The organism is Pseudoalteromonas sp. TB64 (genome assembly GCF_000498095.1).
Classification (GTDB): Bacteria; Pseudomonadota; Gammaproteobacteria; order Enterobacterales; family Alteromonadaceae; genus Pseudoalteromonas.
Genome location: NZ_AUTQ01000168.1, coordinates 16177 through 37801 on the forward strand (window position 1 = coordinate 16177; position 21625 = coordinate 37801).

Annotated in this window: 21 protein-coding genes; 3 read left to right on the forward strand and 18 right to left on the reverse strand. The window is 37.2% G+C overall.

Annotated elements, in window-relative coordinates:
• Nucleotides 1–75: 75 nt before the first annotated feature.
• The 8 genes from recR to L647_RS0113960 all read right to left on the reverse strand — a co-directional run bounded on the left by recR (nucleotide 76) and on the right by L647_RS0113960 (nucleotide 7174).
• Nucleotides 76–684: a recombination mediator RecR gene (gene recR / locus L647_RS0113925; RefSeq protein WP_024611626.1), complete on the reverse strand. Its 609-nt coding sequence runs from the start codon at nucleotides 682–684 to the stop codon at nucleotides 76–78.
• Between the two features lie 7 nt (nucleotides 685–691).
• Nucleotides 692–1018: a YbaB/EbfC family nucleoid-associated protein gene (locus tag L647_RS0113930; RefSeq protein ID WP_024611627.1), complete on the reverse strand. Its 327-nt coding sequence runs from the start codon at nucleotides 1016–1018 to the stop codon at nucleotides 692–694.
• A gap of 62 nt (nucleotides 1019–1080) precedes the next feature.
• A complete protein-coding gene (dnaX, locus tag L647_RS0113935) occupies nucleotides 1081–3714 on the reverse strand; it encodes a DNA polymerase III subunit gamma/tau (protein WP_024611628.1) in 2634 nt (877 codons plus the stop codon).
• A 3-nt stretch (nucleotides 3715–3717) separates the two neighbouring features.
• Nucleotides 3718–4263: an adenine phosphoribosyltransferase gene (apt, locus tag L647_RS0113940; RefSeq protein WP_024611629.1), complete on the reverse strand. Its 546-nt coding sequence runs from the start codon at nucleotides 4261–4263 to the stop codon at nucleotides 3718–3720.
• A gap of 526 nt (nucleotides 4264–4789) precedes the next feature.
• Entirely contained in the window at nucleotides 4790–4912 is a 123-nt protein-coding gene (locus L647_RS1000000126720; protein ID WP_002962301.1) for a hypothetical protein, read from the reverse strand.
• A gap of 72 nt (nucleotides 4913–4984) precedes the next feature.
• Complete coding sequence (locus tag L647_RS0113950; protein WP_024611630.1) at nucleotides 4985–5737, reverse strand: putative DNA-binding domain-containing protein; 753 nt, start codon at nucleotides 5735–5737, stop codon at nucleotides 4985–4987.
• Between the two features lie 2 nt (nucleotides 5738–5739).
• Nucleotides 5740–6597 carry a DUF692 domain-containing protein gene (locus L647_RS0113955; RefSeq protein WP_024611631.1) on the reverse strand — a complete coding sequence of 286 codons (858 nt, stop codon included), beginning with the start codon at nucleotides 6595–6597 and terminating at the stop codon, nucleotides 5740–5742.
• Nucleotides 6598–6664: 67 nt separating this feature from the next.
• On the reverse strand, nucleotides 6665–7174 hold the full coding sequence (locus L647_RS0113960) for a hypothetical protein (protein ID WP_024611632.1): 510 nt from the start codon (nucleotides 7172–7174) through the stop codon (nucleotides 6665–6667).
• A gap of 235 nt (nucleotides 7175–7409) precedes the next feature.
• Here L647_RS0113960 and L647_RS0113965 point away from each other — a divergent pair, with 235 nt between their 5' ends.
• Nucleotides 7410–8390 carry a tRNA-dihydrouridine synthase gene (locus L647_RS0113965; protein WP_024611633.1) on the forward strand — a complete coding sequence of 327 codons (981 nt, stop codon included), beginning with the start codon at nucleotides 7410–7412 and terminating at the stop codon, nucleotides 8388–8390.
• Nucleotides 8391–8451: 61 nt separating this feature from the next.
• Nucleotides 8452–8778 (forward strand): TraR/DksA C4-type zinc finger protein, encoded by a 327-nt coding sequence (locus tag L647_RS0113970; RefSeq protein ID WP_024611634.1) that lies wholly within the window; start codon nucleotides 8452–8454, stop codon nucleotides 8776–8778.
• 18 nt (nucleotides 8779–8796) lie between these two features.
• On the opposite strand, the gene L647_RS0113975 is transcribed toward L647_RS0113970, so the two are convergent.
• The 9 genes from L647_RS0113975 to pyrC all read right to left on the reverse strand — a co-directional run bounded on the left by L647_RS0113975 (nucleotide 8797) and on the right by pyrC (nucleotide 17816).
• A complete protein-coding gene (locus tag L647_RS0113975) occupies nucleotides 8797–9840 on the reverse strand; it encodes a hypothetical protein (protein WP_024611635.1) in 1044 nt (347 codons plus the stop codon).
• A gap of 62 nt (nucleotides 9841–9902) precedes the next feature.
• Nucleotides 9903–11162 (reverse strand): hypothetical protein, encoded by a 1260-nt coding sequence (locus L647_RS0113980; RefSeq protein ID WP_024611636.1) that lies wholly within the window; start codon nucleotides 11160–11162, stop codon nucleotides 9903–9905.
• An 11-nt stretch (nucleotides 11163–11173) separates the two neighbouring features.
• A complete protein-coding gene (locus tag L647_RS0113985) occupies nucleotides 11174–11791 on the reverse strand; it encodes an energy transducer TonB (protein ID WP_024611637.1) in 618 nt (205 codons plus the stop codon).
• Complete coding sequence (locus tag L647_RS0113990) at nucleotides 11791–12195, reverse strand: biopolymer transporter ExbD (RefSeq protein ID WP_007583867.1); 405 nt, start codon at nucleotides 12193–12195, stop codon at nucleotides 11791–11793. Before L647_RS0113990 ends, L647_RS0113985 begins: the two co-directional genes overlap by 1 nt.
• Nucleotides 12196–12209: 14 nt before the next feature.
• Entirely contained in the window at nucleotides 12210–12734 is a 525-nt protein-coding gene (locus L647_RS0113995; RefSeq protein ID WP_024593935.1) for a MotA/TolQ/ExbB proton channel family protein, read from the reverse strand.
• On the reverse strand, nucleotides 12734–14098 hold the full coding sequence (locus L647_RS0114000) for a MotA/TolQ/ExbB proton channel family protein (protein ID WP_024611638.1): 1365 nt from the start codon (nucleotides 14096–14098) through the stop codon (nucleotides 12734–12736). Before L647_RS0114000 ends, L647_RS0113995 begins: the two co-directional genes overlap by 1 nt.
• 6 nt (nucleotides 14099–14104) lie before the next feature.
• The gene (locus tag L647_RS0114005) at nucleotides 14105–14875 is read right to left on the reverse strand and encodes a DUF3450 domain-containing protein (RefSeq protein ID WP_024611639.1); all 771 of its coding nucleotides are present in this window, start codon (nucleotides 14873–14875) and stop codon (nucleotides 14105–14107) included.
• A gap of 1231 nt (nucleotides 14876–16106) precedes the next feature.
• Nucleotides 16107–16310: a cold-shock protein gene (locus tag L647_RS0114015; RefSeq protein WP_002961702.1), complete on the reverse strand. Its 204-nt coding sequence runs from the start codon at nucleotides 16308–16310 to the stop codon at nucleotides 16107–16109.
• 453 nt (nucleotides 16311–16763) lie between these two features.
• Nucleotides 16764–17816 carry a dihydroorotase gene (pyrC, locus tag L647_RS0114020; protein WP_024611640.1) on the reverse strand — a complete coding sequence of 351 codons (1053 nt, stop codon included), beginning with the start codon at nucleotides 17814–17816 and terminating at the stop codon, nucleotides 16764–16766.
• A gap of 392 nt (nucleotides 17817–18208) precedes the next feature.
• On the opposite strand from pyrC, the gene L647_RS0114025 reads away from it, so the two are divergent.
• Entirely contained in the window at nucleotides 18209–20578 is a 2370-nt protein-coding gene (locus L647_RS0114025) for an EAL domain-containing protein (protein ID WP_024611641.1), read from the forward strand.
• A gap of 195 nt (nucleotides 20579–20773) precedes the next feature.
• Here the strand turns inward: L647_RS0114025 and L647_RS0114030 are convergent, their stop codons facing one another.
• Entirely contained in the window at nucleotides 20774–21535 is a 762-nt protein-coding gene (locus L647_RS0114030) for an IS5 family transposase (protein ID WP_024611512.1), read from the reverse strand.
• Nucleotides 21536–21625 lie beyond the last annotated feature (90 nt).

A 21625-nucleotide genomic window follows, 5' to 3' on the forward strand; every position in this document is an offset into this window, starting at 1 on the left:
CGTTTAAAAACAAAAAAGCCCATACAATTTAAATTGTGTGGGCTTTTAAAATTATTATCAAATAGCTCTTTTAAATTAGCTTTCGGTAACCGCTCTTCTACCACTAAAGGCATGCATGAGAGTAGTGCCATCAACTAAATCAAGTTCGCCACCAACAGGTATTCCGTGGGCGATACGCGAAGCGCCTACTTTGTATTTATGGCAAAGTTGAGCAATATAATGTGCAGTGGTTTCACCTTCAACCGTCGGGTTGGTTGCTAAAATCACTTCGTTTATACCGCCTTGTGATAATTTTTTATCAAGTACATCAAGACCAATTTCTTTAGGACCTATACCATCAATCGGCGATAAATGCCCCATTAATACAAAGTATAAACCTAAGTATTGACCCGTTTGCTCAATCGCAAGTACGTCACTTGGCGATTCAACAACACACAATATACCGCTGTCTTGGCGTTTTGTACTTAAACAAATATCACATTGCGCTTGTTCGCAAAAAGTACGACAAGACTGACAATGACCAACAGCCGTCATTGCTTTGGTAAGTGCATTACCCAACTGAGTGCCGCCTTTACGGTCGCGCTCTAATAAATGAAAGGCAATACGTTGCGCCGATTTAGGACCAATACCAGGCTGGCAACGAAGCGCTTCTATAAGCTGGGTTAGGCTATCTGAAAGTTGCATTATTTACTTAAAACGGCATTTTCATACCTGGTGGTAGTTGCATACCGCCAGTTACTTTACCCATACGCTCTTGTGTTTCGTCTGCTACACGGCGTACAGCGTCGTTACAAGCTGCTGCAAGTAAGTCTTCAATCATGTCTTTGTCGTCTTCCATTAAACTTGCGTCAATTTCAACACGGCGTACGTTGTGGTTACCAAGCATAGTTACTTTAACTAAACCGGCACCGGCTTCACCAACAACTTCTAAAGTTGCGATTTCGTCTTGGGCTTTTTGCATGCGATCTTGCATTTGCTGCGCTTGCTTCATCATGTTGCCCATTCCACCTTTAAACATAACTTTCTCTCTTTCTTTTTTAATACATTAATTAACATGAACATAGGGGCTATTGTAAGGAATTACAATGCCTGAATACTATTTTCGTCGATTTCGGCGCTAAATATTTGTTGAAATTGTACTATGTTACTATCCGAAGTGATCACATCTATTGCTTGTTGATGACGACCTACATCAATTTTTTGCTGAATAAGGTAAGGAGAGTCAATTACGCCTTTAGCAAAATTAATACTAAGTGAGACGTTATGCTCATAAATACTTGATAATGCAGCATCGAGCTTTTGACGTAGCACTGGTGTATCTAAATGCTTTTGAGATTCGTCTACATCAATATGTAAATTGTTACCTTGTTTGGTAAAAATTGAATGTAATGCAAATTGACGCATACGACCACCCAGTCCCATTCGTTTAATTAAATATGCCCACTCGTCTTGTTGATGCGCAAATCTTATTTCACTTATAGGACTTTGAAAATCATCTGGCGTAGGAATACTAGGCTCTTGAGGAGCAACCTCAGGTACTTTTTGAGGATTTATTTGCTCAAGTAACTCCGGCGCTAAGTTTTCGGTAATCGTTTGGTGTTTTTCTCTAAAGTCGATTTTTCGCTCAGGCCTTTGCTGTATTGGCTCTTGCGTTTGTGTATGGCTCCCNCTCTCACCTGTCATATCCGTAGCCCACGGTGGCGGGTTATCTGAATGACTTGGTGCAATATGTGTGTTGTCTAATTTTGTACCATTTGATGATGCATTAAAACCATCTGCACCAGTATTGTTATTAGCCAAAGCATTACTGTTATCAAAAGTAGTAGCGGCAGTCGAATTTTCGCTAGGCACTTTATTTACGTTAGTGTGCCTATTTCCAGTATTAGTATCACTTACTACCGGATTACTTTTATTGGTACTCGTATTACTGTTTGTGCTTTGTGTATCACGCTTGTTTGCACTAGAAAGCGTTCCCGCCCCTGATATATTTCTATCACGTAAAATACGTGCAATAGCCGACTGAGCTTGTGCTTCTCGCTCTACAATAGAGGCATTTGCAGCACTGTCTTGGTCTTGTTGTATAACCGGGGTGCTCGGTTCTGAATTGTTTTCAGCATTATTATGTGAATGATTTACAGAGTTAAACCCTTGGTCAACCGCGCTATTCATTACATCATCAAACTGTGCAACTAGTGTTTGCTCCACATCACTGTGTTGCATGTACGCTTCGTCTTCACTTTCGCGCTGCGCTTGCTCGTCGGTTACTTTATTAACTTGACGCTCATTATCATTGGCAGTGTGTTGAGAATCACCTGATTGCGTTAATGTTACTGGAGAATTTTTAACTTCGGACTCAAGTTCGTGATTATTAGCTTGAGTATTACTTTCTACACTTTTTTTATTATCTTCAATAGCGCTAAGTTGCTCTGTGTGTTTTTCTTCGACAGGACTACTTTTTTGTATTGGATTTTGTGTTGAACGTTGTTCTAACTGTTGTATTGGTTGTTCTTCAGAGTTTTTCTTCGCTGATTTATTCTTATTCAATATATCGCGTAACGCATCGGCTCGACCTGCATTACTTTGTACTGGCTTAGCTCCCGAGACTGGCTCAGACTGCTGGCTTTGTGTACCAGCAGACTCAAACGCTAATAATCTTAGCATTATCATCTCAAAACCTAAACGAGGCTCTGGTGCCCATTGTAAGTCTTTTTTACCATTTAATAATAACTGGTAATAAACTTGAATTTGTTGAGGATTAGTATGCTGTGCAACATGCGCGATATAGTCAGCATTCGTTTCATCAAGCGCAGCGGCTTCTGGTACTAATTGGCTTAATTGTGTTAAATGCGTCAATGCAATTAAATCATCAAGCAAAGCAATATAGTTTGGATTTCGGCTCGCTACATTTGCCACTTCACTCATTAGCGCAACGCCATCTTGTGCAAGTAATGCAGCTAATAAGCTTTGGCTATAATGTGTATCCATCAAACCAAGCATTGTTTGTACTGCTTGATTATTAATATCACCATTTGTTTGCGCTATAGCTTGGTCGGTTAGGCTAAGTGCGTCACGCATACTACCATCAGCGGCTTTTGCAATAATACTAAGCGCATCATTGTCATAGTTAAGCTGCTCTTGCGTAAGTACATGTTCAAGCTGTGTTTTAATTTCACTTTGCGATAAGGCGTTTAAATTAAATTGCAAACAGCGAGATAAAATAGTGACTGGTAATTTTTGAGGATCGGTAGTCGCTAATAAAAATTTCACATGCTCTGGTGGCTCTTCAAGCGTTTTTAAAAGCGCATTAAAGCTGTGCTTAGAAAGCATGTGAACTTCATCGATTAGGTACACTTTATAACGTCCGCGCGTTGGCGCATATTGAACGTTATCGAGTATTTCACGGGTGTCTTCTACTTTTGTACGAGAAGCCGCATCTATTTCGAGTAAATCAATGTAGCGCCCTGCTTCTATATCTAAACAGCTGCTACATTGACCACACGGATTTGCAGATATACCTTCGTCGCAATTTAAGCTTTTAGCAAAAATACGCGCAATGGTCGTTTTACCCACACCGCGGGTTCCAGTGAATAAATAAGCGTGATGCAGTCTATTTTGTGTAAGCGCATTTACAAGCGCTTGCTTAACATGAGACTGCCCAACCAATTCATGAAAGGTTTGAGGACGCCATTTTCTCGCTAGAACCTGATAACTCATCGATTACTCGCCTTCGAATTCAACCAATTTTAGGATTTTAATACCCATTTTTTTGATGCGCTGCTCGCCACCAAGTCCTGGTAATGATACAACAAATGCAGCATCAGTGGCTTCGCCACCTAGTTTATGAACTAATTTAGCTGTGGCTTCGATTGTGCCGCCAGTTGCTAATAAGTCATCAACTAATAATACTTTATCGCCAGGTACGATCGCATCAACATGCAGCTCTAGCGTGTCTTCACCGTACTCAAGTAAGTAATCTTGACGAATAACTTCGCGCGGTAACTTACCTGGTTTACGTACTGGAATAAATGGAATGCCTAGCGCGTAAGACAGTGGAGCACCAAAAATAAAGCCACGTGATTCTGTACCAATTATTTTAGTAAACCCTTGATCTTTATATTCAGCGATAAAAGCGTCAATGGTAGCTTTAAATGCTTCTGGATTTGCCATTAAAGTGGTTACATCGCGAAACATGATGCCCGGCTTTGGATAATCAGCAATTGTAGTTATGCTGTTTTTGATAATTGCTGGTGTTACTTGAGTCATAATTTTAACTGCTCAATTGTTTATATTACAAAGCAGGTGATTATAACCTTAAGTGACCTTTAAATGCGAGTTTGACGTTATTTAAAAAGAAGTATTAAGTATGGGCGTATTTATCTTTGGAAATTGAATTTAAGCAGTTGGTTTGTTTTAGACATACTGAGCTTATATGGTCTGATTATTCTTATAATTACACAACAACACAGTTTAAAGGTATAACATGTACTGCCATTGGGTTCTTCCTAGGCGCAATTTACTCTTTGTTGAATATGTGAATATACGTAAGGGGTTTAGGCAAGACGCGGAAGCTTTGCTTTGTTTTTACTTATTCTTACAAGGGTGTAAGTTATTAGCGTAACGCTGCAGTAGTTATCAAAACTATTAAGTTATAAATCACGCGCCGTAATTAAAACGCCTCTAGATTGAATAAGTTTCAATCCTGAAAGGTCAACACGATCTATATAGGATAATTAAAAATAAAGTAATTCAAGGCTGAAGTAAAACAACAGCCTTAATAAACGCTATGCATTTAAGTTAAGCTAGTGATCCAGCCTAAAATTGCATTTAAACAACCAATTCCTGCAAATACAGCTAAAAATGCAAGAAAGTAAGTCGCGTTGAACGGATCTTTAAAGTCTTTATCATCTGACATTAGTACAACCTTTTATTAAGCACGGCAAATAAGGCTGCCATAATAGACGATGTAAAATCATCAATAAAGACCTTAATCTTGATTTTTTGTCACAATTACACCACGTTCCGCCATTGCACTGAGGGTAACCAATGCGCCTTGAGCAATTTGCTCTGCATTAAATTGTGGTGCATGAGTTAACACCTGCTGGCAAACTTCGTCAAATGTCGAGCCTTCACTTGCCTCAATAATTGATAATAACAAAGCAGTCATCGCATTTGTTGCCAAAAATTGAACGTCATCATCCTCATCACGATATACAACAAAGTAATTAGGCTGAGGTGATGGCTCTGTGGGCTTATAGCTAGTACTTATATTTTGTACTGGGAATTGGTAACTTAAATTACGAACCAAGCTCGATAAACAAAGTGACGCACTCGTTATATCTGTATTTTTTAATCTTTTTTCGAGTTCATTTTGCATCGCTATAGATACGTCGAGTTCTACCCATTCATAGTGAGCAATTTCGAGCATAAATACAGGATCGTATTTTTTCATTTTATAATTACTTGATAAGTAATTAATAAACTCACCTGCTATATCTAAAAAGTACGGTGAATGGCAATCATATTCACTAAAAAACTGGCGCACGAGTACATTCCATTGTTTATCGGTATATAACGTTTTTAACACCGGAAAACCTGATGATACAAAACCTTCAATATTATTAAAAAAGAGATCTCGATAAATAGCCATTCGCCTATCTTCAATATCGTTAGGTTTTTTATTAATAGCGGGTTTACGAATATGCGCCATAAATTCGTTTTGTATTTCAATAAAGCCCATAGCTAAGCACTCTGCTTTATAAGTGTTGAATCAAGGTACTTAGATTGTAACTCATGAATTATATCTAACTCTTTTGTAAGCACGTTCATAGTAGGAATATTAAAATCACGTTCAAGCAATGTAGGAAATACACCATGCACCTCATATGCCCTATCAAGTAGTTGCCATACAGGGTCAATTACATCGGCTCCGTGTGTATCTACTATTAAGTCATCCGCTTCGTTGTAATGACCGGCAACGTGCCCGTAAGCGATACGATTTGAAGGTAAGTTTGTTAAAAACTCTTGCGCGTTATAGCTATGATTTATTGAGTTTACATAAATATTATTCACATCAAGTAAAAGTTTACAATCAGCTTGCTCTAAAATGGTGTTTGTAAATTCAAGCTCTGATAATTGCTGCCCAGGGGCGCCATAGTAAGACACGTTTTCTATCGCGATTTGACGCTCAAGTATATCTTGAACCTGCTTTATACGCGGCACAACGTGTGCAATAGCATCTTGTGTAAATGGAATTGGCATTAAATCGTACATGTGTCCAGTTCCCGAGCAATAACTTAAGTGCTCACTAAAAATTTTTATATTGTGCTCATCAAAAAAAACTTTTAACGATTTAATAAATTTTATATCTAATGGTTCGGGCGAGCCAATTGAGAGTGACAAACCATGGCAAATAAAGTTATTTGCGTCTGTTAATGTTTTAAACTGCTTTTTAAAACGTCCACCTAACTTTAACCAATTCTCTGGAGCAACTTCTAAAAAATCAATTTGTTTAGGTACATGCTCGAGTAATTCATCAAGCATTTCTCGGCGTAGACCAAGACCCACCATTCCAAAATTTGTGCTTTTATACTGTGCCATACACACCTCTAACATAACAAAAAAGGACCATAAGGTCCCTTTAGCATAACTTATTTAAACTAATAAATTAACGACCGCCACATTTACCTTCACCGCACTTACCTTCAGTTTTAGCTTTCATGCCTTTGGTATCTTTTGCGTCGCCGCCGCACTTACCTTCTGTTTTGGCTTTCATGTCTTTGGTATCTTTTGCGTCGCCGCCACATTTACCTTCACCGCACTTGCCTTCAGCTTTTGCTTTCATGCCTTTAGCATCTTTTGCGTCGCCGCCACATTTACCTTCGCCGCACTTACCTTCAGTTTTGGCTTTCATGTCTTTGGTATCTTTTGCATCGCCACCACATTTGCCTTCGCCGCACTTACCTTCAGCTTTAGCTTTCATGTCTTTGGCGTCTTTTGCATCGCCACCACATTTGCCTTCGCCGCACTTACCTTCGGTTGCGTCTAATTGGTAACCAGTGACTAATTGTTGAAACTCAAATGGGTTAGCTTGTGCATCAGCTGATACAAAACCTGCAGAGCCAATAACGACTGCACCTAAAGTTAACGCGATTGTATTTTTTTTAATTGTATTCATTTAGTGGCTCTCTTAACTCAAGTGTTGTGATTTTATGCCAATTACGAATATATTTTACATTCGTATATTGTTTGTATAGTTAAGTAGACCAGATCAAGAACAAAAACTTTCATTTATTTTCAATATTATTTACTTTTCGTTTTTTAAAGAAAATGTGGATGATAATTACGGATTTATCAATGTGATATTTACAGGTAAACTGTGCGTCCACTTTTTCCAAAGAATTAATCTCTTTATGAAACTTGTTTTAGCGCCTATGGAAGGTGTTGTTGATTTTAAAATGCGCCAATTACTTACTGATATTGGTGGGTTTGATTTATGCGTAACTGAGTTTGTAAGAGTCGTTGAAGCATGCTTACCTGATAAAGTATTCCATCGCTATTGCCCCGAGCTAGCCAATAATGGATTTACACGTGCTGGCACGCCTGTTCGCATACAATTATTAGGTCAAGTTGCTGATGTTTTGGCTGAAAATGCAGTTAAAGCAATTAATTTAGGCTCTCACGGTATTGATCTTAACTTTGGTTGCCCTGCAAAAACAGTTAACAGGAGCAGAGGTGGTGCTGTATTGCTTAAAGATCCTGAACACATGTATTCAATAATAAAAGCAGTTAGAGACGCCGTAGATGACCAGCATGAAGTAAGTGCAAAAATACGTCTTGGCTTTGACGATGATAGTAATAGCCAAGAAATAGTCGATGCGGTAGTCAGTGCAGGTGCTAATAGCGTTGCTATCCATGCAAGGACTAAACGAGATGGATACAACCCTCCAGCGTATTGGGAGAAAATACCACCTATAATAAAAGGTAAAAATATTGCGGTAGTTGCTAATGGTGAAATTTGGCAGGTAGAGGACGCAATGTTATGTCAAAAACGCAGCGGCTGTAGCGACTTAATGTTAGGTCGAGGTGCGTTATCTCACCCTGATTTAGCTAAAAAAATTAAGGCACACGTCAATGGTGAGTCTTATAATGAATTACAATGGGAGCATATAATTTACCATTTAATTCATTCAGCTATCCATCAAGATCCAGCTAAAGATGAAAAGTATTTCGCTTCCCGTACAAAGCAATGGTTAGGTTATTTAAAGCGTCAATACCCTCAGGCAATAGAGTTATTTGATGAAATACGCCGATTAAAAAGTAAAGAAGACGTGGCTAGTGTACTAAAAAAGTATGCCAAAGCACCTCAACTTGATTCAAATCATAACGGCTAACAAAAACGAAATACATAATATCGGTATAACATAAAACCAATAGAAGAAGGTTATACTGATAATGTCTCATCAAAAAAAATTAAACGATGAAATAGCACAAGTAAAATCTAAAATACTGAATATGCTGTCGCAATCAGTTTATCCAACACACCAATATTTAATGACGATTTTAAATAAAACACAAACCAATGAATGGTTAGATTACGCAACCGAAAATTTAGGTCCTGAGTATGAACTTTTAATTAATCGAATGACTAAGTTAGAAGCTGCTGTGAGCCAAATAGAAATTGGTCAATATGGCTATTGTTGTGATTGCGAAGAGGAAATATCCAAGGAGCAACTTGAGCTAGACCCTGCAACGCAACGATGTAAAAAGTGCGCGCAATAAGCGCACTAAATAATTTAATTACAGTATTTGCTGAACAAAACTAAATATTTGGGCCGGATAGAGAATAATATCGTCGACTAAATATTGAGCGTCTTTCTCATTTATCTTCAACCGCTTCATTAAGTTAACTCTTGCTTGTGGAATAGTCCAAGCATGATAATGAATACCCACATCTGTTTCCATCAATGCTAGCATTAGTGTTCTATCAGCAACAGAAAGCGAATTTTCATTTGCCATTACGGGGAGTATTGTAAATCCAGTTAACCAATCCAGTCCTTTTACTGGTTTTTGGTCTTCTAAAAATTGCACCAAAAATGAATGTTCGTGAGATGTTTGCAACTCAAAGCTAAATGGTGCTTTTTCTAACATCTTTATTTGTTGATCTAACAGAGTAACCCATTCAAGTGGTGAGTGAATAGCTCCACTAAAGTAATTTAATTTACTCTGATACCACTCACTACCATTCGCAAGACCTCGTAAACCAGCGCTGCCTCTGGGTTTATATTGAGTTAAATAATCATCAAGTATTGTTAATTCTAATTGTAAGTCTTCAGGTGTGTTTTCATTATTTATGGCATCAGAAATATAGACCTGCAAGAGAGCAAGTTCAGTCTTGTTTAATTTTAAATTACTTTGTTTAGCGCTGTCTAATTGATTTTGAGTAAATTTAAGCCAATTATTAATTTTTACCAACCCTTCCTCAGAGCTATCTAATGCAAGCATATTCTCTAATACGTTGATTTGGGCTGGCCAAGAAAAGTAACGTTCTGGAAAGCGCTCTGCAATCACCATATAGTTAACTTGCTCAACTTGTGATTGTGTTAATTGCATTTCCATTAAACGCTGATAAATAGCGTGTCGCTTAGTTAAATAAGCATCAGTAAAAGCAAACTGCTGCGCGTCTAAATTTTGTTTAGAAATATTGCCTCTATGTACCAAAGTAGAATTTAAAACTTCTAATGCACTTTGAGCCTCTTCGAATGAGTTATAAGGCTGCGACGGCTTTGAGCAAGCCGTTAAAAGAAAACATAATATCAATAAAAAAGTCAGCGTTCTGTTCATATTTAATTCCAATAAAAAAAGCCCCAGAGGGGCTTTTTATAAGATGCTAAAGCAAATTAAAGTTAAATTTTAACACCGTTGCGAGCGGCTTTATCTTTAATGTACGTTGCCCAACCTTTTGCAAACTTACGTGTGCGAGGGTCATCCATTGCTTTAGTAATAGCAGCATATGCTTGCTTATACTTAGCTTGGTAGTAATACGCTTCAGCTAAATCTGAGTAAATAGTACCCTTTTTATCAGAGCCTAATTCCAGTGCTTTGTTTAAACGAACAACAGCAGCACTAAAGTTTTCAGATTGTAAAAGTAATGAACCAGCTTTGCGGTAAAGCTCAGCATCTTCATCAAATTTAGCAGCTTCTTCGTAATACTTAGCAGCTTTTTCTAGATCTTTTGAGCGATGGTAATTACTAGCAATTGCGTTAACATTTTGCTTATTACGCTTAACTTTATCTTCTTTAATTGCTTTTTCTAGCGTTACTGCCGCTTTAAAAGGAATTTCATTTAAAGAATAAAAGTTAGACAATACTTTGTAATCAACTTCAGCGTCAAAATAACCTTGCTTGTAAGCTACTTCCATGGTCGAAAGACCTTTTTTGTAGTCTTCAGTCTGTAGGTAATATTTACCTAAACTAACCCAAGCTTTCTTATCATCAGGCCAAACACGAACAATTTCTTCACCAACTTCGACCATATTATTATAGTCTTTAAGCTCAAAGTAAGAACCTAGTTTTAATTGGTAAGGTGCCTTGTTAGGCTCCTTTTGAAGCGATATTGCTTTGTTTGCTGGTTCAAAAACATCACGAAATTGTTTTAACTCGTAGTTAGCTTGCGCTATACGCGTATAAACTTTCGGATCTTCATCACCAGTAAAGTCAATCCAAGCTACATACGCTTTTTTAGCTTCTTGATACTTTTGAGTACCAATAAGTAAATCGCCTAATAGCTTAAGTGATTGCTCTTGATCTGCGAAATTTAAAACATCAGGAGCTACTGCTAGCTTAGTGTATTGAATCGCTTCATCGTACTTTTCTACTTGCGCGTACATGCTACCTAAGTAACGATTTACAGTCGCTTTATCAAAGTCATTTGAAGGTTCAATTTCTCTAAGCAAAACAATTGCTTCTTCAACCTTTTCTTCACCATACAAATCAAACGCTTTAATTACTTTTTTACCAGTACGCTCGCCCATGATTTTAGTTTTTGCTTTTTTACGCTCTTCAATCTTTGCGTAATCTGGCGCCGCTAAAACAGATGTAGTTAATACTGCACCCGACACAGACATAAGAATTGCAAGAGCAGTTACTTTAGAAAAATTTCTCATTACTCGCCTCCTTAATTGCCTTGGTTAAGTTTAAAGTCTAATTGAACTTGTAAACCTGGTTGTATTTGTGGTTTTCCGTCAATAATTTTAGGACGGTACTTCCACTTACGCAATGCTCGTTTAGCTTCACGGTCAAAGATACGTTTTGGATCTGCGTCGATTACTTCAACGTCGGTCACGCCACCTAACTCATCAATTGTGAATGAAAGTTGAACCCAACCTTCTTTACCATCACGTGCTGCTTGCGTTGGATATTTTGGTTCTATACGAACGATTGGTGTCGCATCACCATCTCGTCCAAATGCACCAGGACCACTTAGTCCACCTGCCGAACTACCAACATCAATGCTTCCCATATTAAATGACATAGCACCAGGGTTTGGATTATTATTTTCCGGCTGTGGCGGCTGCGGTTTAGGCGGCTGCTTTGGCGGTGGTGGAGGAGGAGGCGGTACACGCTTCCTCTCCTGCACCTTAGATTCAGGCGGATTCGTCATTATTTCGACTATGATCTGCTCTTTTTGTTCCGTATTACGGTCAGCCCCACCAGAGATGAGGAAGGCCATGAAGTAGAACAAGCCGAAAGTAACTGCCCCACCTGCAATCAGTGAAAACAGAAAACGAATCATTACTGATCTCCAGCTATTGAAATTCTAAGGTTATCACCCGTCGCTTTAATCTGGTCCATAACTTTAACCACTGTGCCGTGTTTAGCTTCTTTATCAGCTTGTATAATCACAACTTCAGTAGGTTGTTCTGCTAATAAACTTTCGATTTTTGCTGAAATACGCTCAACATCAATTTGTTGTTTATCAACCCAGATTTCGCCGTTACTACGAATAGCAATAAAAATGTTAGCATTTTTTTGCTTAGTAGCTTGGGCAGCTTTTGGTTTATTGACCTCGATACCAGCCTCTTTAACGAACGATGTAGTTACGATAAAGAAAATAAGCATGATAAATACGATGTCAAGCATCGGCGTCATATCGACCGCTGCTTCTTCTTCTTCACGAAAACGTTGTTTACGTGCCATATTTAATTCTCTCTCTAGTGATGAGGCATGCTATCTACAAGTTTGGCTTTCACCATTTTAGCTTTTGTCTCAAGACGTGAGCTAAAGAATACTCCAGATAGTGCCGCAACCATTCCAGCCATTGTTGGGATTGTTGCCATTGAAATACCTGATGCCATTAAACGTGCATTACCCGTACCTTGACTAGCCATGGTTTCGAAAACCGAAATCATACCAGTAACAGTACCAAGTAAGCCTATTAAAGGACAAACAGCTACTAATGTTTTAATCAACAACATACGCTGATCTAATTTTTCAGACGCTTCAGAAATCCATGCTTCACGGATTCTGTGTGCGTACCAAGACGTAGTGTCTTGGCGGGCATCCCACTTTGCTACAATTTCTTTCGCTGTGCGAGGAAACTCTGCAAGTAAGAACCAATAGCGCTCAATCATTAAAACCCACATTAGAAAGAGTGCTATCGCGACCACGTATAAAACCTGGCCGCCTGTGCCAACAAAATCCCTGATAGATTCCCATATCTCCATCAGGACTAGCATTAGGCTTTCTCCTTCTCCGCGTGGCTAGCAACGATACCCGCGCTTTGCTCATCAAGGATGTGTAATACCGACTTACTACGACCAGCTACAAGAGCATGAAGTAGAATAAGTGGTAATGCAGCAATTAGACCTAGCGCTGTAGTTACAAGTGCTAGAGAGATGTTACCTGCCATGATCTTCGGATCACCCGTACCGAACAATGTGATTGTTTGGAACGTTAAGATCATACCGATTACTGTACCTAGTAGACCTAGTAATGGTGCGATTGCAGCAAGAATCTTAATTATATTGATACCAGCTTCGATGCGTGGTGTTTCACGTAAAATTGCTTCATCAAGTTTAAGCTCAAGGTTTTCAACATCTTGTTTCTTGTTGTCATGGTACACTTTAAGAATACGACCCAATGGGTTATTTGTATTCGGTGTAGCAACATTTTTAAGTTGGCTCTTAATCTTACCTGTAGTAAGTGTAAGGTCAACAAAACGAATTAGAGTAATTAGCATACCTAAAGCTAGTAAAGCTGTAATGATATAACCAACTACGCCACCTTGATGGAAGTATTCCATAAGGGTCGCTTTTTGAGTGTTGATACGTAAGATAGCGCCACGAGTCGGGTCAATGAAAACACCAGCGTAGTTATCTGATGAAGTATTTTCAAGAGCCGTGATACCGTCTAAAATGTAACCATCTGGTTGTTTACCTAGAGGTTGAATAGACTTAGTTTCTGGTGAATAAATTAAGTAACCATCATCTGTAACTAAGTTAAAGTTACCAATACGAGTTACTTTTTTCATTGACGGGTTACCGTCAAGACCAGCAACTTCAGTTTCAAAAGTTGAAACTTTAGCTGATTCTGTCATTTCAGTTTGAAGTGAAATCCAAAGTTCTTCTAACTCACGAACTGTTGGTAGTTCTTTAGCAGCTGCTAATGAACGTAATATTTCAGCACGACCTGGTTTTTCAGCACTAACTAAAGATGCTTCGATAGAACCGATAGCGTCTTGAGCTGCACGACGTACAACACCAAACATCTCACCCAAAGTACCTTGAGCACTTTGTAGAGCTGCTTCTTTTTCAGCTAAGGTATTTTCGTTTTGTGCATATTGCTTAGCTAAGCTCTCACCACGTGATTTCTCAGTAGCAAGTTGGCTTTTAGCTTTGTTAAGTAATGATTGCTTGTCAGCACGTTCTGATAAGAACTCTTGCTCACGTTGCTTATTGATTTTACCTTCAGATATACGCTCTTGCTTTACTTGCTCAAGAATTTTATCTAAAGCATCAGTATTTGCATGTGCATTAAGCGCGGTACCTGCAGAAACAGTTAGTACTGCTGCAACAGCAAAACCTTTAAATAGTTTCTTCATTATTGATTACTCCGCGCCAAAAATTGGTAGTTTAACAAGTTCTAATGTCGCTTGCTTACGCGCCATACGGATCACTTCTTTAACAGGTTTTAGGTATTCTTCACCTAATTCTTTCCACTGTTTAGTGTTGTTATCCCAGACCCAAGCATGTTTTAAGTCAAAAGACTGAGCAACGTAAGTAATACGACCTAATTGACCGATATCAACGTTAATGCTCTTACCATCAACTTCTAACGTACCTTGTGAAGCAGATACAAGTGAACTGTATGCTGTTTCTATTGTGTATGCTTCAAGTACTTGACGGAACTTTTCTGACGTCGTTACAGACGCAGAAACCATTATTTCACGAAGTCTTTCAACACGTGCTAAACGCGTTTCTAGATTAAATGGAACGTCCGCTTTGATGAATTGCTCAAGCGTATCGATCATGCGATACATCAAAGGCACAACGTTTTGTTTAGTGCCGTCAATAGTAGCTATTTGACGATCAAACGATTCTATCGACGCATTTTGGCTATCAACCAAACGTGATACATGATCGTTATACACTTTCATAAGTTCTGTCTCATCAACAACGCTACGGTACTCAGCTATAAGCTCTTGAGTTTGACCATATACATTGTCAATTTTAGTTTGAGACTTAACAGCAGCCTTTTGAATTTGTTGACCTGCGTTTTGCACGTCATTCAAAGGATCTGCAATCACATTGCTGCTTGCAAATGCAAATGCGCCAACCAACGCAGTTGCTACAAGACTCTTTCTGATTTTAACAGACATAGTTCCCAACCAATTAAGTAATGTTACTTTTATAATTTAATTATCCTCCGAAGAGAACAACCCTGATATCTTTTAATAGATATCAACCTTCCAATAATGCTAAATGCAATAAGCGCTGTCAACTTGATGTTTACTAATCTCAGTAAATAAATGCTTAATCGCAAGCTTACACTAAAGTATTACCAATTTAATGTTAACATTATTGTAACGAGTTGCGTTCTTAATATTTCGATTAAAGCCTTTTAAGAGGTATGTTTATTCGGTATGCCCTCAGAAAAAACAACAAAAATGCAACATTTAATTAAAACCAAATTAGAGTTAAAAAAAAAGATAAATAAATATTTATATATATTACAAAAGTTATTTTTTAAGCAAATTCATGGTTTTTTTGTTACTTTCAAACACTTCACCTGAAAAAACAAACCGTTTATCGCACAAAAAAACATCATCATCGGCTATTTCTTTAAAAGTAAAAGTTGTAGATATTTGATATTAATTTTACTTTTTTATAAAAAATAAAATTTGGAGATGTTGAAGAAATGCTACGTGTTGAGAATTATTTACTAATACTAATAAATTAACTAATTTAATTTATTAAAGTCATTATTAAAGTCATTATTAAAGTCATTATTAAATTGGATTTTATGACATAAAAACTCACTTGCTAGGTGAAATTCTACTTTTGTTAAATCAATAAGGATTAAACATAATTAGATCGGTAATTAATTATCATAATTGTTAAAAACCTTAATAATAAAAATCTTATACCGTTGTTTATTGAACTCTAATATGGTTGGTTAGATACTTAACTATTGAGAAAAACTTATCATTATCCCCCAAACTTAGCTTCCTAAGTTTGCAACAAACTTTTTAGTTCGAAATGTACGACTCACTTAAAACTCGTTCTGAAAGTTTGGTATAAATAACACTTACCTTTTATAAATCAGCATAAACTAAAGTATGTGCTTTAAATTTAGTTATTATTTTAGGTTGTTATTGATTAGGAACATATTAGATGCGGTCAGAGGTTTGGAGGAAATATGTAATTTCTAATTATTGTTATTGAGATATTTGATAATGTTATTAATGATTTTTATTGAGGTGTATTTGAATAATATTGATTATTTTCTATTGAAGGGTATTTGAATATTATTTCTTGATTTGTATTAGGAGGAATTATGGTGAAACAGAAGACTGTTTCACCACGTTGAACGAAGGTTCACATAATAAATTATGCTGCTTCTACGTTCTCAGCTTCAGGGCCTTTTTGACCTTGCTTGATGCTGAATGTCACTGCTTGACCTTCGCTAAGAGTGCGAAAACCAGAACCAGTGATTGCGCTGAAATGTACAAACACGTCAGGACCATTTTCTTGCTCAATGAAACCAAAGCCTTTAGCTTCGTTGAAAAACTTTACTTTACCAGTAACCGACATACTAAATTTTCCTGTAAGTCAATAATTAAAATTCAGCCATATTATTATGGCAATCTCCTCCCCGAGTCAATGCTCAAAAATATGGAGGTACAGTACAGGAACAAGTAATAACCAAACCGGTAACCTTAAACGCAGCACAATATCCGTAAATTCAATACATAAAAACTCAAAGCAAGTTAAGATTAACACATTATTTTTTGTTTCGCTCTATTAATTATAAAATATTTATTAAAAACACATCTATTCTTTAAAATATCTTCAACTGATTAATTTAAAAGCAAAAAGTTGCAAATATATTATTGTATGATATATGGCTTTGACATTAATTTTATCCAAAATTTAACAAATTACCTTGTTTTTAAGCGCCTTTAATTTTTAAATTATGGTTTATAAAACGAAAAAAAACCGCAAACAATAATGCGGCTTTTGCTTACTTATCTATTTAATCATTACCTACTTAACTTGCCACTCAATTGTATCTTCAGCTTTGATAGGTACAACTTGAGAATCACCTAGAGTATAACTTGCAGGTACTTTCCATGGGCTTCTGTGTAATGTAATCGTATCGGTGTTACGTGCTAATTCATAAAAATCAGGACCAAAGTGGCTTGCAAACCCTTCTAGCTTATCAAGAGCACCTGCGTCTTCAAACGCTTCTGCATACAGCTCAATTGCTGCATGGGCTGTATATGCACCAGCACAGCCACAAGCTGCTTCTTTTTTATCTTTATAATGTGGTGCTGAGTCAGTCCCTAAAAAGAATTTTTTATTTCCACTTATAGCAGCTGCCATTAACGCTTGTTGATGAATATTGCGTTTTAATATTGGTAAACAGTAATAATGAGGACGTATTCCCCCAGCTAACATATGGTTACGATTATAAAGTAAATGATGAGCTGTGATAGTAGCAGCTACATTATCTGAAGCATTAACTACAAACTCTACTGCATCTTTAGTCGTAATATGTTCGAGTACAATTTTAAGCTCAGGGAAATCGCTAACGACATCACCTAAAATTGTGTCTAAAAATACTTTTTCGCGATCAAAAATATCAATTGATGAATCAGTCACTTCACCGTGCACTAATAATAACATCCCTACTTCTTGCATTGCTTTTAACACTGGGTATATATTTTTAACTGAAGTTACGCCTGAGTCAGAATTTGTAGTTGCTCCTGCAGGATAAAGCTTAGCAGCAACTATTTGACCCGTCGCTTTCGCCTTTTTAATTTCGTCAGATGTTGTTTTATCCGTAAGATACAGCACCATTAGAGGCTCAAAATTACCTTGTGGACCGGCTGCAATAATACGTGTTCTATACTCTAATGCCGTATCAGTACAGGTAGCTGGAGGAACTAAGTTTGGCATGATAATCGCTCGCCCCATATAACGACTAATATCACGGACCGTATCTTTTAGCTGATCGCCATCACGTAAGTGAACGTGCCAATCATCAGGGCGAGTTATCGTTAATGTTGTTACTGAGTCTGTATTTGTACTAGTCATTACTTTAGTTCCACGGCTGAATTTATCCGATCATAGGCATATGGTGTTTTCGAGTAAAGATTTTATTAAAAATAATCACAATATTTACATAAATAAAGATGACCTTTCCTCTGTATGGGGCTTACAGCAAAACAAATAATTTATAGTAAAACGGCTAAAGCAAAAAGCGCTATTAAGGAGTACATATTAATTTTGATAACTAATGTGTTCCTATAGTCTGCTACGTAGGGTAGAAGTTATCCAATCAGTAAATATAAGCGACCTCTATCATTTAAAATGAACCTAAACTTTGCATAAATCAAAAACATTCATCGTTTTGTTTTGTAGAACGATTCAGATTGAGTTAACTTAGTACCTGAACTAACAAATAATAAGAAAAATAATAATCGCCTATGTCGAACAAAATCGATATCAATAAAGCGCTAGAAATAAAAACTGAGCAACTTGGTATTATTAATCAGTTTTCATCAAGCCTATTACAACTTGATACTCTTGCAGAACTATTCGAATACGTCACTACACAGGTCGTAAATAGACTTGGTTTTGTTGACTGTGTTATTTATCTAGCCGACGACTCAGCCTCTACATTAAATCAAGTTGCATCTATGGGCATTGCCCATGAGCGTTATAAATATAGAGCACAGAGAAAGGTAATCCGGTTTAGTGAAGGGATTTCAGGTTTTGTAGCCTCAACAGGTAAAGCTATTATACTTGATGATGTCAATACAGATAGCCGTTATATAGCCGATGAACGTCCTGCACAATCAGAGTTGTGCGTCCCTCTTATATATAAAGAAAAAGTATTAGGGGTAATTGACTGTGAACACCCAGTAAAAAATTACTTTACTAACTCTCACCTTGAAATATTAACTACGGTTGCCCATTTATTAAGCGCTAAGATAAATCAAGTTAACACCGTCAATAATTTACAACAAACCGTAACACAATTAAACAATGCGCAAAAACTCGAAAACAGCCTTTTACAAATAGCTAATTTAACTTACAAAGCGAGTAATTTAGATACGTTTTTTGAAGCACTACATACTATTATTAATAGCCTACTACGTGCTGATAACTTTTTTATTGCGCTGTACGATAAGCAAGTCGATATTCTTGATATTGCTTACATTGTAGAAGAAGGCATTCAAACTAAAGCACATCAAAAAATATCTAAAGAGCAGCTAAAAGACACCGCATCTTACTATCTACTGCAAACAGACCAAACACTACTACTTAACAGACAATCTTTTCAAGAATATATTGATAAAGGATGTTTTAAAATGGTGGGTAGGCAATCAGAATCTTGGTTGGGTGTACCATTTAAAACCAACGATCAAATGAGCGGCGTTATTGTTGTACAAAGTTACGATAAAACACTGCATTATAACGAGCAAGACAGTGCATTATTAACCTACGTTAGTAGGCAAATAAGTATGGCTATTGATAGACAACTTGTCCGCCAGGAGCTTGAACACAGAGCACTTCATGACGATCTTACTGGGCTAGCTAATCGATCATTATTAATAGAGCGAATTAAGCATGCAATATTACGCCTAGCAAGAGCTAAAAAAGGCACAAGTAATGCCCTTTTGTATTTAGATTTTGATCGCTTTAAAAGTATTAACGACTCTCTTGGTCATGAAGTTGGCGACCATTTTTTAATAAAAATATGCGAGTTAATTAAAAGTACGATACGAAATACAGATACCTTTGCCCGATTAGGTGGTGATGAATTCGCTATTTTCATGGAAAATATCACTCATCGAAATCAAGTAAATGAAGCACTTACACGGATTGAAGTAATTCTTTCAAAACCTATCAATGTTAATGGTCATTTATTACAAGCCTCCACCAGCATTGGTATTGCGTATAATGATAATACAAGCGACAAAGCATATAAATTATTACAACAAGCTGATGCCGCCATGTACGAAGCTAAATCATCAGGTCGAGGACAAGTTAAGTTTTTTAACAATGCTATGCGCCAAAAACTTAAAACTCACGCCGACATCGAAAACGATTTACAACACGCCATAGAACACAACGAATTTGAACTTTACTTTCAACCAATTTTTACTATTTCCTCAGGCCGAGTCGTTGGTTTTGAGGCTCTAGTACGTTGGCATCACCCTAAAAAAGGCTTTGTTCCACCCAACAATTTTATCCCAATCGCTGAAACCACTGGCCAAATCATAAATCTTGATTTGCACTTACTTGATTTAGCCGCACAACATATATCAGATTGGCATAAACAAGGGCATCGTTTTTTAAAAGTGACTGTTAATGTATCGTCTAGACATTTTGCGAGCCTCGATTTTGTTGCCCAAATACATGCTATATACAATAAATACCAACTTCCACTGGGCTCTTTATGCTTAGAAATTACAGAATCAGGTCTAATAGAAAACCTAGAGCTAGCGACACAAATAATTGAAGGGCTCTCGCCATTAAAAGTAAAATTATGCCTTGATGATTTTGGTACCGGTTATTCAGCGTTAGGCTATTTACACCAACTTCCGATTCATATTTTAAAAATTGATAAAAGCTTTATAGATCACCTTCAAGATTCTACTAATCCACTAGTCGAAGCCATTTTATCGCTTGCTCAATCTTTAAAATTAGAAGTGGTTGCCGAAGGAATAGAAACAGCTGAGCAACTAACTATATTGCAGGCAACTAAGTGTGATTACGGGCAAGGTTTTTTAAAATCAAAACCTGTTACTGCAAAAGAAGCTATATTATTAATTAATAAGCCGTTATAAATATATAAAAAGTCAGCACATAGGTGCTGGCTTGTTGTATTAATTTCTCTGCCCTTTTTTAAACGAGAATCTAAATTAACCCACGTTTGATTTATCGTGATTAAATATTACGCAAAACAATAAACAGCTAACAAGCCCTCGCTCCTAACAAACAACATAACTTACTAGGGGCTGTTGATCTTTGTAGTATATATATTAATCAGCCCACATTGGTAGCCACATCATAGTAAATGCTAAAGCGAGCATGGAATGATAATTCCGTTCAAGCTTTTCATACCTTGTAGCTATCCCTCTATATTGTTTGATCCGACCAAAGGCATTCTCAACTAAGTGCCTATATTTGTACATGCACCAGTCAATATCTTCATTACCCACTAAACTGTTATCCTTGCGTGGAATAACGGGTGTAGCGCTATTATCACGAATAAACTCTCTTAGTTTTTCACTATCGTAGCCTTTATCTGCGACAACCACATTACTCGTTGGGCAATTGTCTACAAGTGACTCTGCATGGACGATATCATGCGTATTTCCACAGGATAATTCATAATAAACAGGCAATCCTCCGCTATCTACTGCAAGATGAATTTTAGTCGAATTGCCACCTCGACTCTTACCGATTGATTCATTGCCAGCGGTTCTTGCACCGCAACTATGCTGGTGAGCCCTGACAATACTGCCATCAATAAAGATCCAATCCATATCAGCATAGTGGGATAACACACGAAATAATTCATTCAAAATATCTTTTTTGGACCATAAATTAAATCGTCTATAGATAGCACTCCACGAGCCGAAATAAGACGGTAAATCTCGCCAAGGAATACCGGTACGCATCTTATAGAGTATGCCTTCGAGCGTTTTTCTATGCTCAGGCTTATTATAAATTCGACCACTTAAGTGCATTACTTTTGATAAGACATTCCATGTCGCGTCTGTTAACATTAATCTTGGCATGAGGGTTCGGTGTAACGTTTTTTAGCGAATTCAATTATACCTTATCCTCATGCTGTTTGTTTTTTATACCGCAAAGATCAACACGCCCTA

Bases quoted from the DNA above. Each gene is read 5' to 3' on its own strand.
- L647_RS0114030 (WP_024611512.1), bottom strand. From the start codon at position 21,535: ATGCCAAGATTAATGTTAACAGACGCGACATGGAATGTCTTATCAAAA.
- L647_RS0113990 (WP_007583867.1), bottom strand. From the start codon at position 12,195: ATGGCACGTAAACAACGTTTTCGTGAAGAAGAAGAAGCAGCGGTCGAT.
- pyrC (WP_024611640.1), bottom strand. From the start codon at position 17,816: ATGACTAGTACAAATACAGACTCAGTAACAACATTAACGATAACTCGC.
- L647_RS0113955 (WP_024611631.1), bottom strand. From the start codon at position 6,597: ATGGCACAGTATAAAAGCACAAATTTTGGAATGGTGGGTCTTGGTCTA.
- L647_RS0113970 (WP_024611634.1), top strand. From the start codon at position 8,452: ATGTCTCATCAAAAAAAATTAAACGATGAAATAGCACAAGTAAAATCT.
- L647_RS0113930 (WP_024611627.1), bottom strand. From the start codon at position 1,018: ATGTTTAAAGGTGGAATGGGCAACATGATGAAGCAAGCGCAGCAAATG.
- apt (WP_024611629.1), bottom strand. From the start codon at position 4,263: ATGACTCAAGTAACACCAGCAATTATCAAAAACAGCATAACTACAATT.
- L647_RS0113995 (WP_024593935.1), bottom strand. From the start codon at position 12,734: ATGCTAGTCCTGATGGAGATATGGGAATCTATCAGGGATTTTGTTGGC.
- L647_RS0113980 (WP_024611636.1), bottom strand. From the start codon at position 11,162: ATGAGAAATTTTTCTAAAGTAACTGCTCTTGCAATTCTTATGTCTGTG.
- L647_RS0113960 (WP_024611632.1), bottom strand. From the start codon at position 7,174: ATGAATACAATTAAAAAAAATACAATCGCGTTAACTTTAGGTGCAGTC.
- L647_RS0114015 (WP_002961702.1), bottom strand. From the start codon at position 16,310: ATGTCGGTTACTGGTAAAGTAAAGTTTTTCAACGAAGCTAAAGGCTTT.
- L647_RS0114025 (WP_024611641.1), top strand. From the start codon at position 18,209: ATGTCGAACAAAATCGATATCAATAAAGCGCTAGAAATAAAAACTGAG.
- recR (WP_024611626.1), bottom strand. From the start codon at position 684: ATGCAACTTTCAGATAGCCTAACCCAGCTTATAGAAGCGCTTCGTTGC.
- L647_RS0114000 (WP_024611638.1), bottom strand. From the start codon at position 14,098: ATGAAGAAACTATTTAAAGGTTTTGCTGTTGCAGCAGTACTAACTGTT.
- L647_RS0114005 (WP_024611639.1), bottom strand. From the start codon at position 14,875: ATGTCTGTTAAAATCAGAAAGAGTCTTGTAGCAACTGCGTTGGTTGGC.
- L647_RS0113975 (WP_024611635.1), bottom strand. From the start codon at position 9,840: ATGAACAGAACGCTGACTTTTTTATTGATATTATGTTTTCTTTTAACG.
- L647_RS1000000126720 (WP_002962301.1), bottom strand. From the start codon at position 4,912: ATGTCAGATGATAAAGACTTTAAAGATCCGTTCAACGCGACTTACTTT.
- L647_RS0113985 (WP_024611637.1), bottom strand. From the start codon at position 11,791: ATGATTCGTTTTCTGTTTTCACTGATTGCAGGTGGGGCAGTTACTTTC.
- L647_RS0113965 (WP_024611633.1), top strand. From the start codon at position 7,410: ATGAAACTTGTTTTAGCGCCTATGGAAGGTGTTGTTGATTTTAAAATG.
- L647_RS0113950 (WP_024611630.1), bottom strand. From the start codon at position 5,737: ATGGGCTTTATTGAAATACAAAACGAATTTATGGCGCATATTCGTAAA.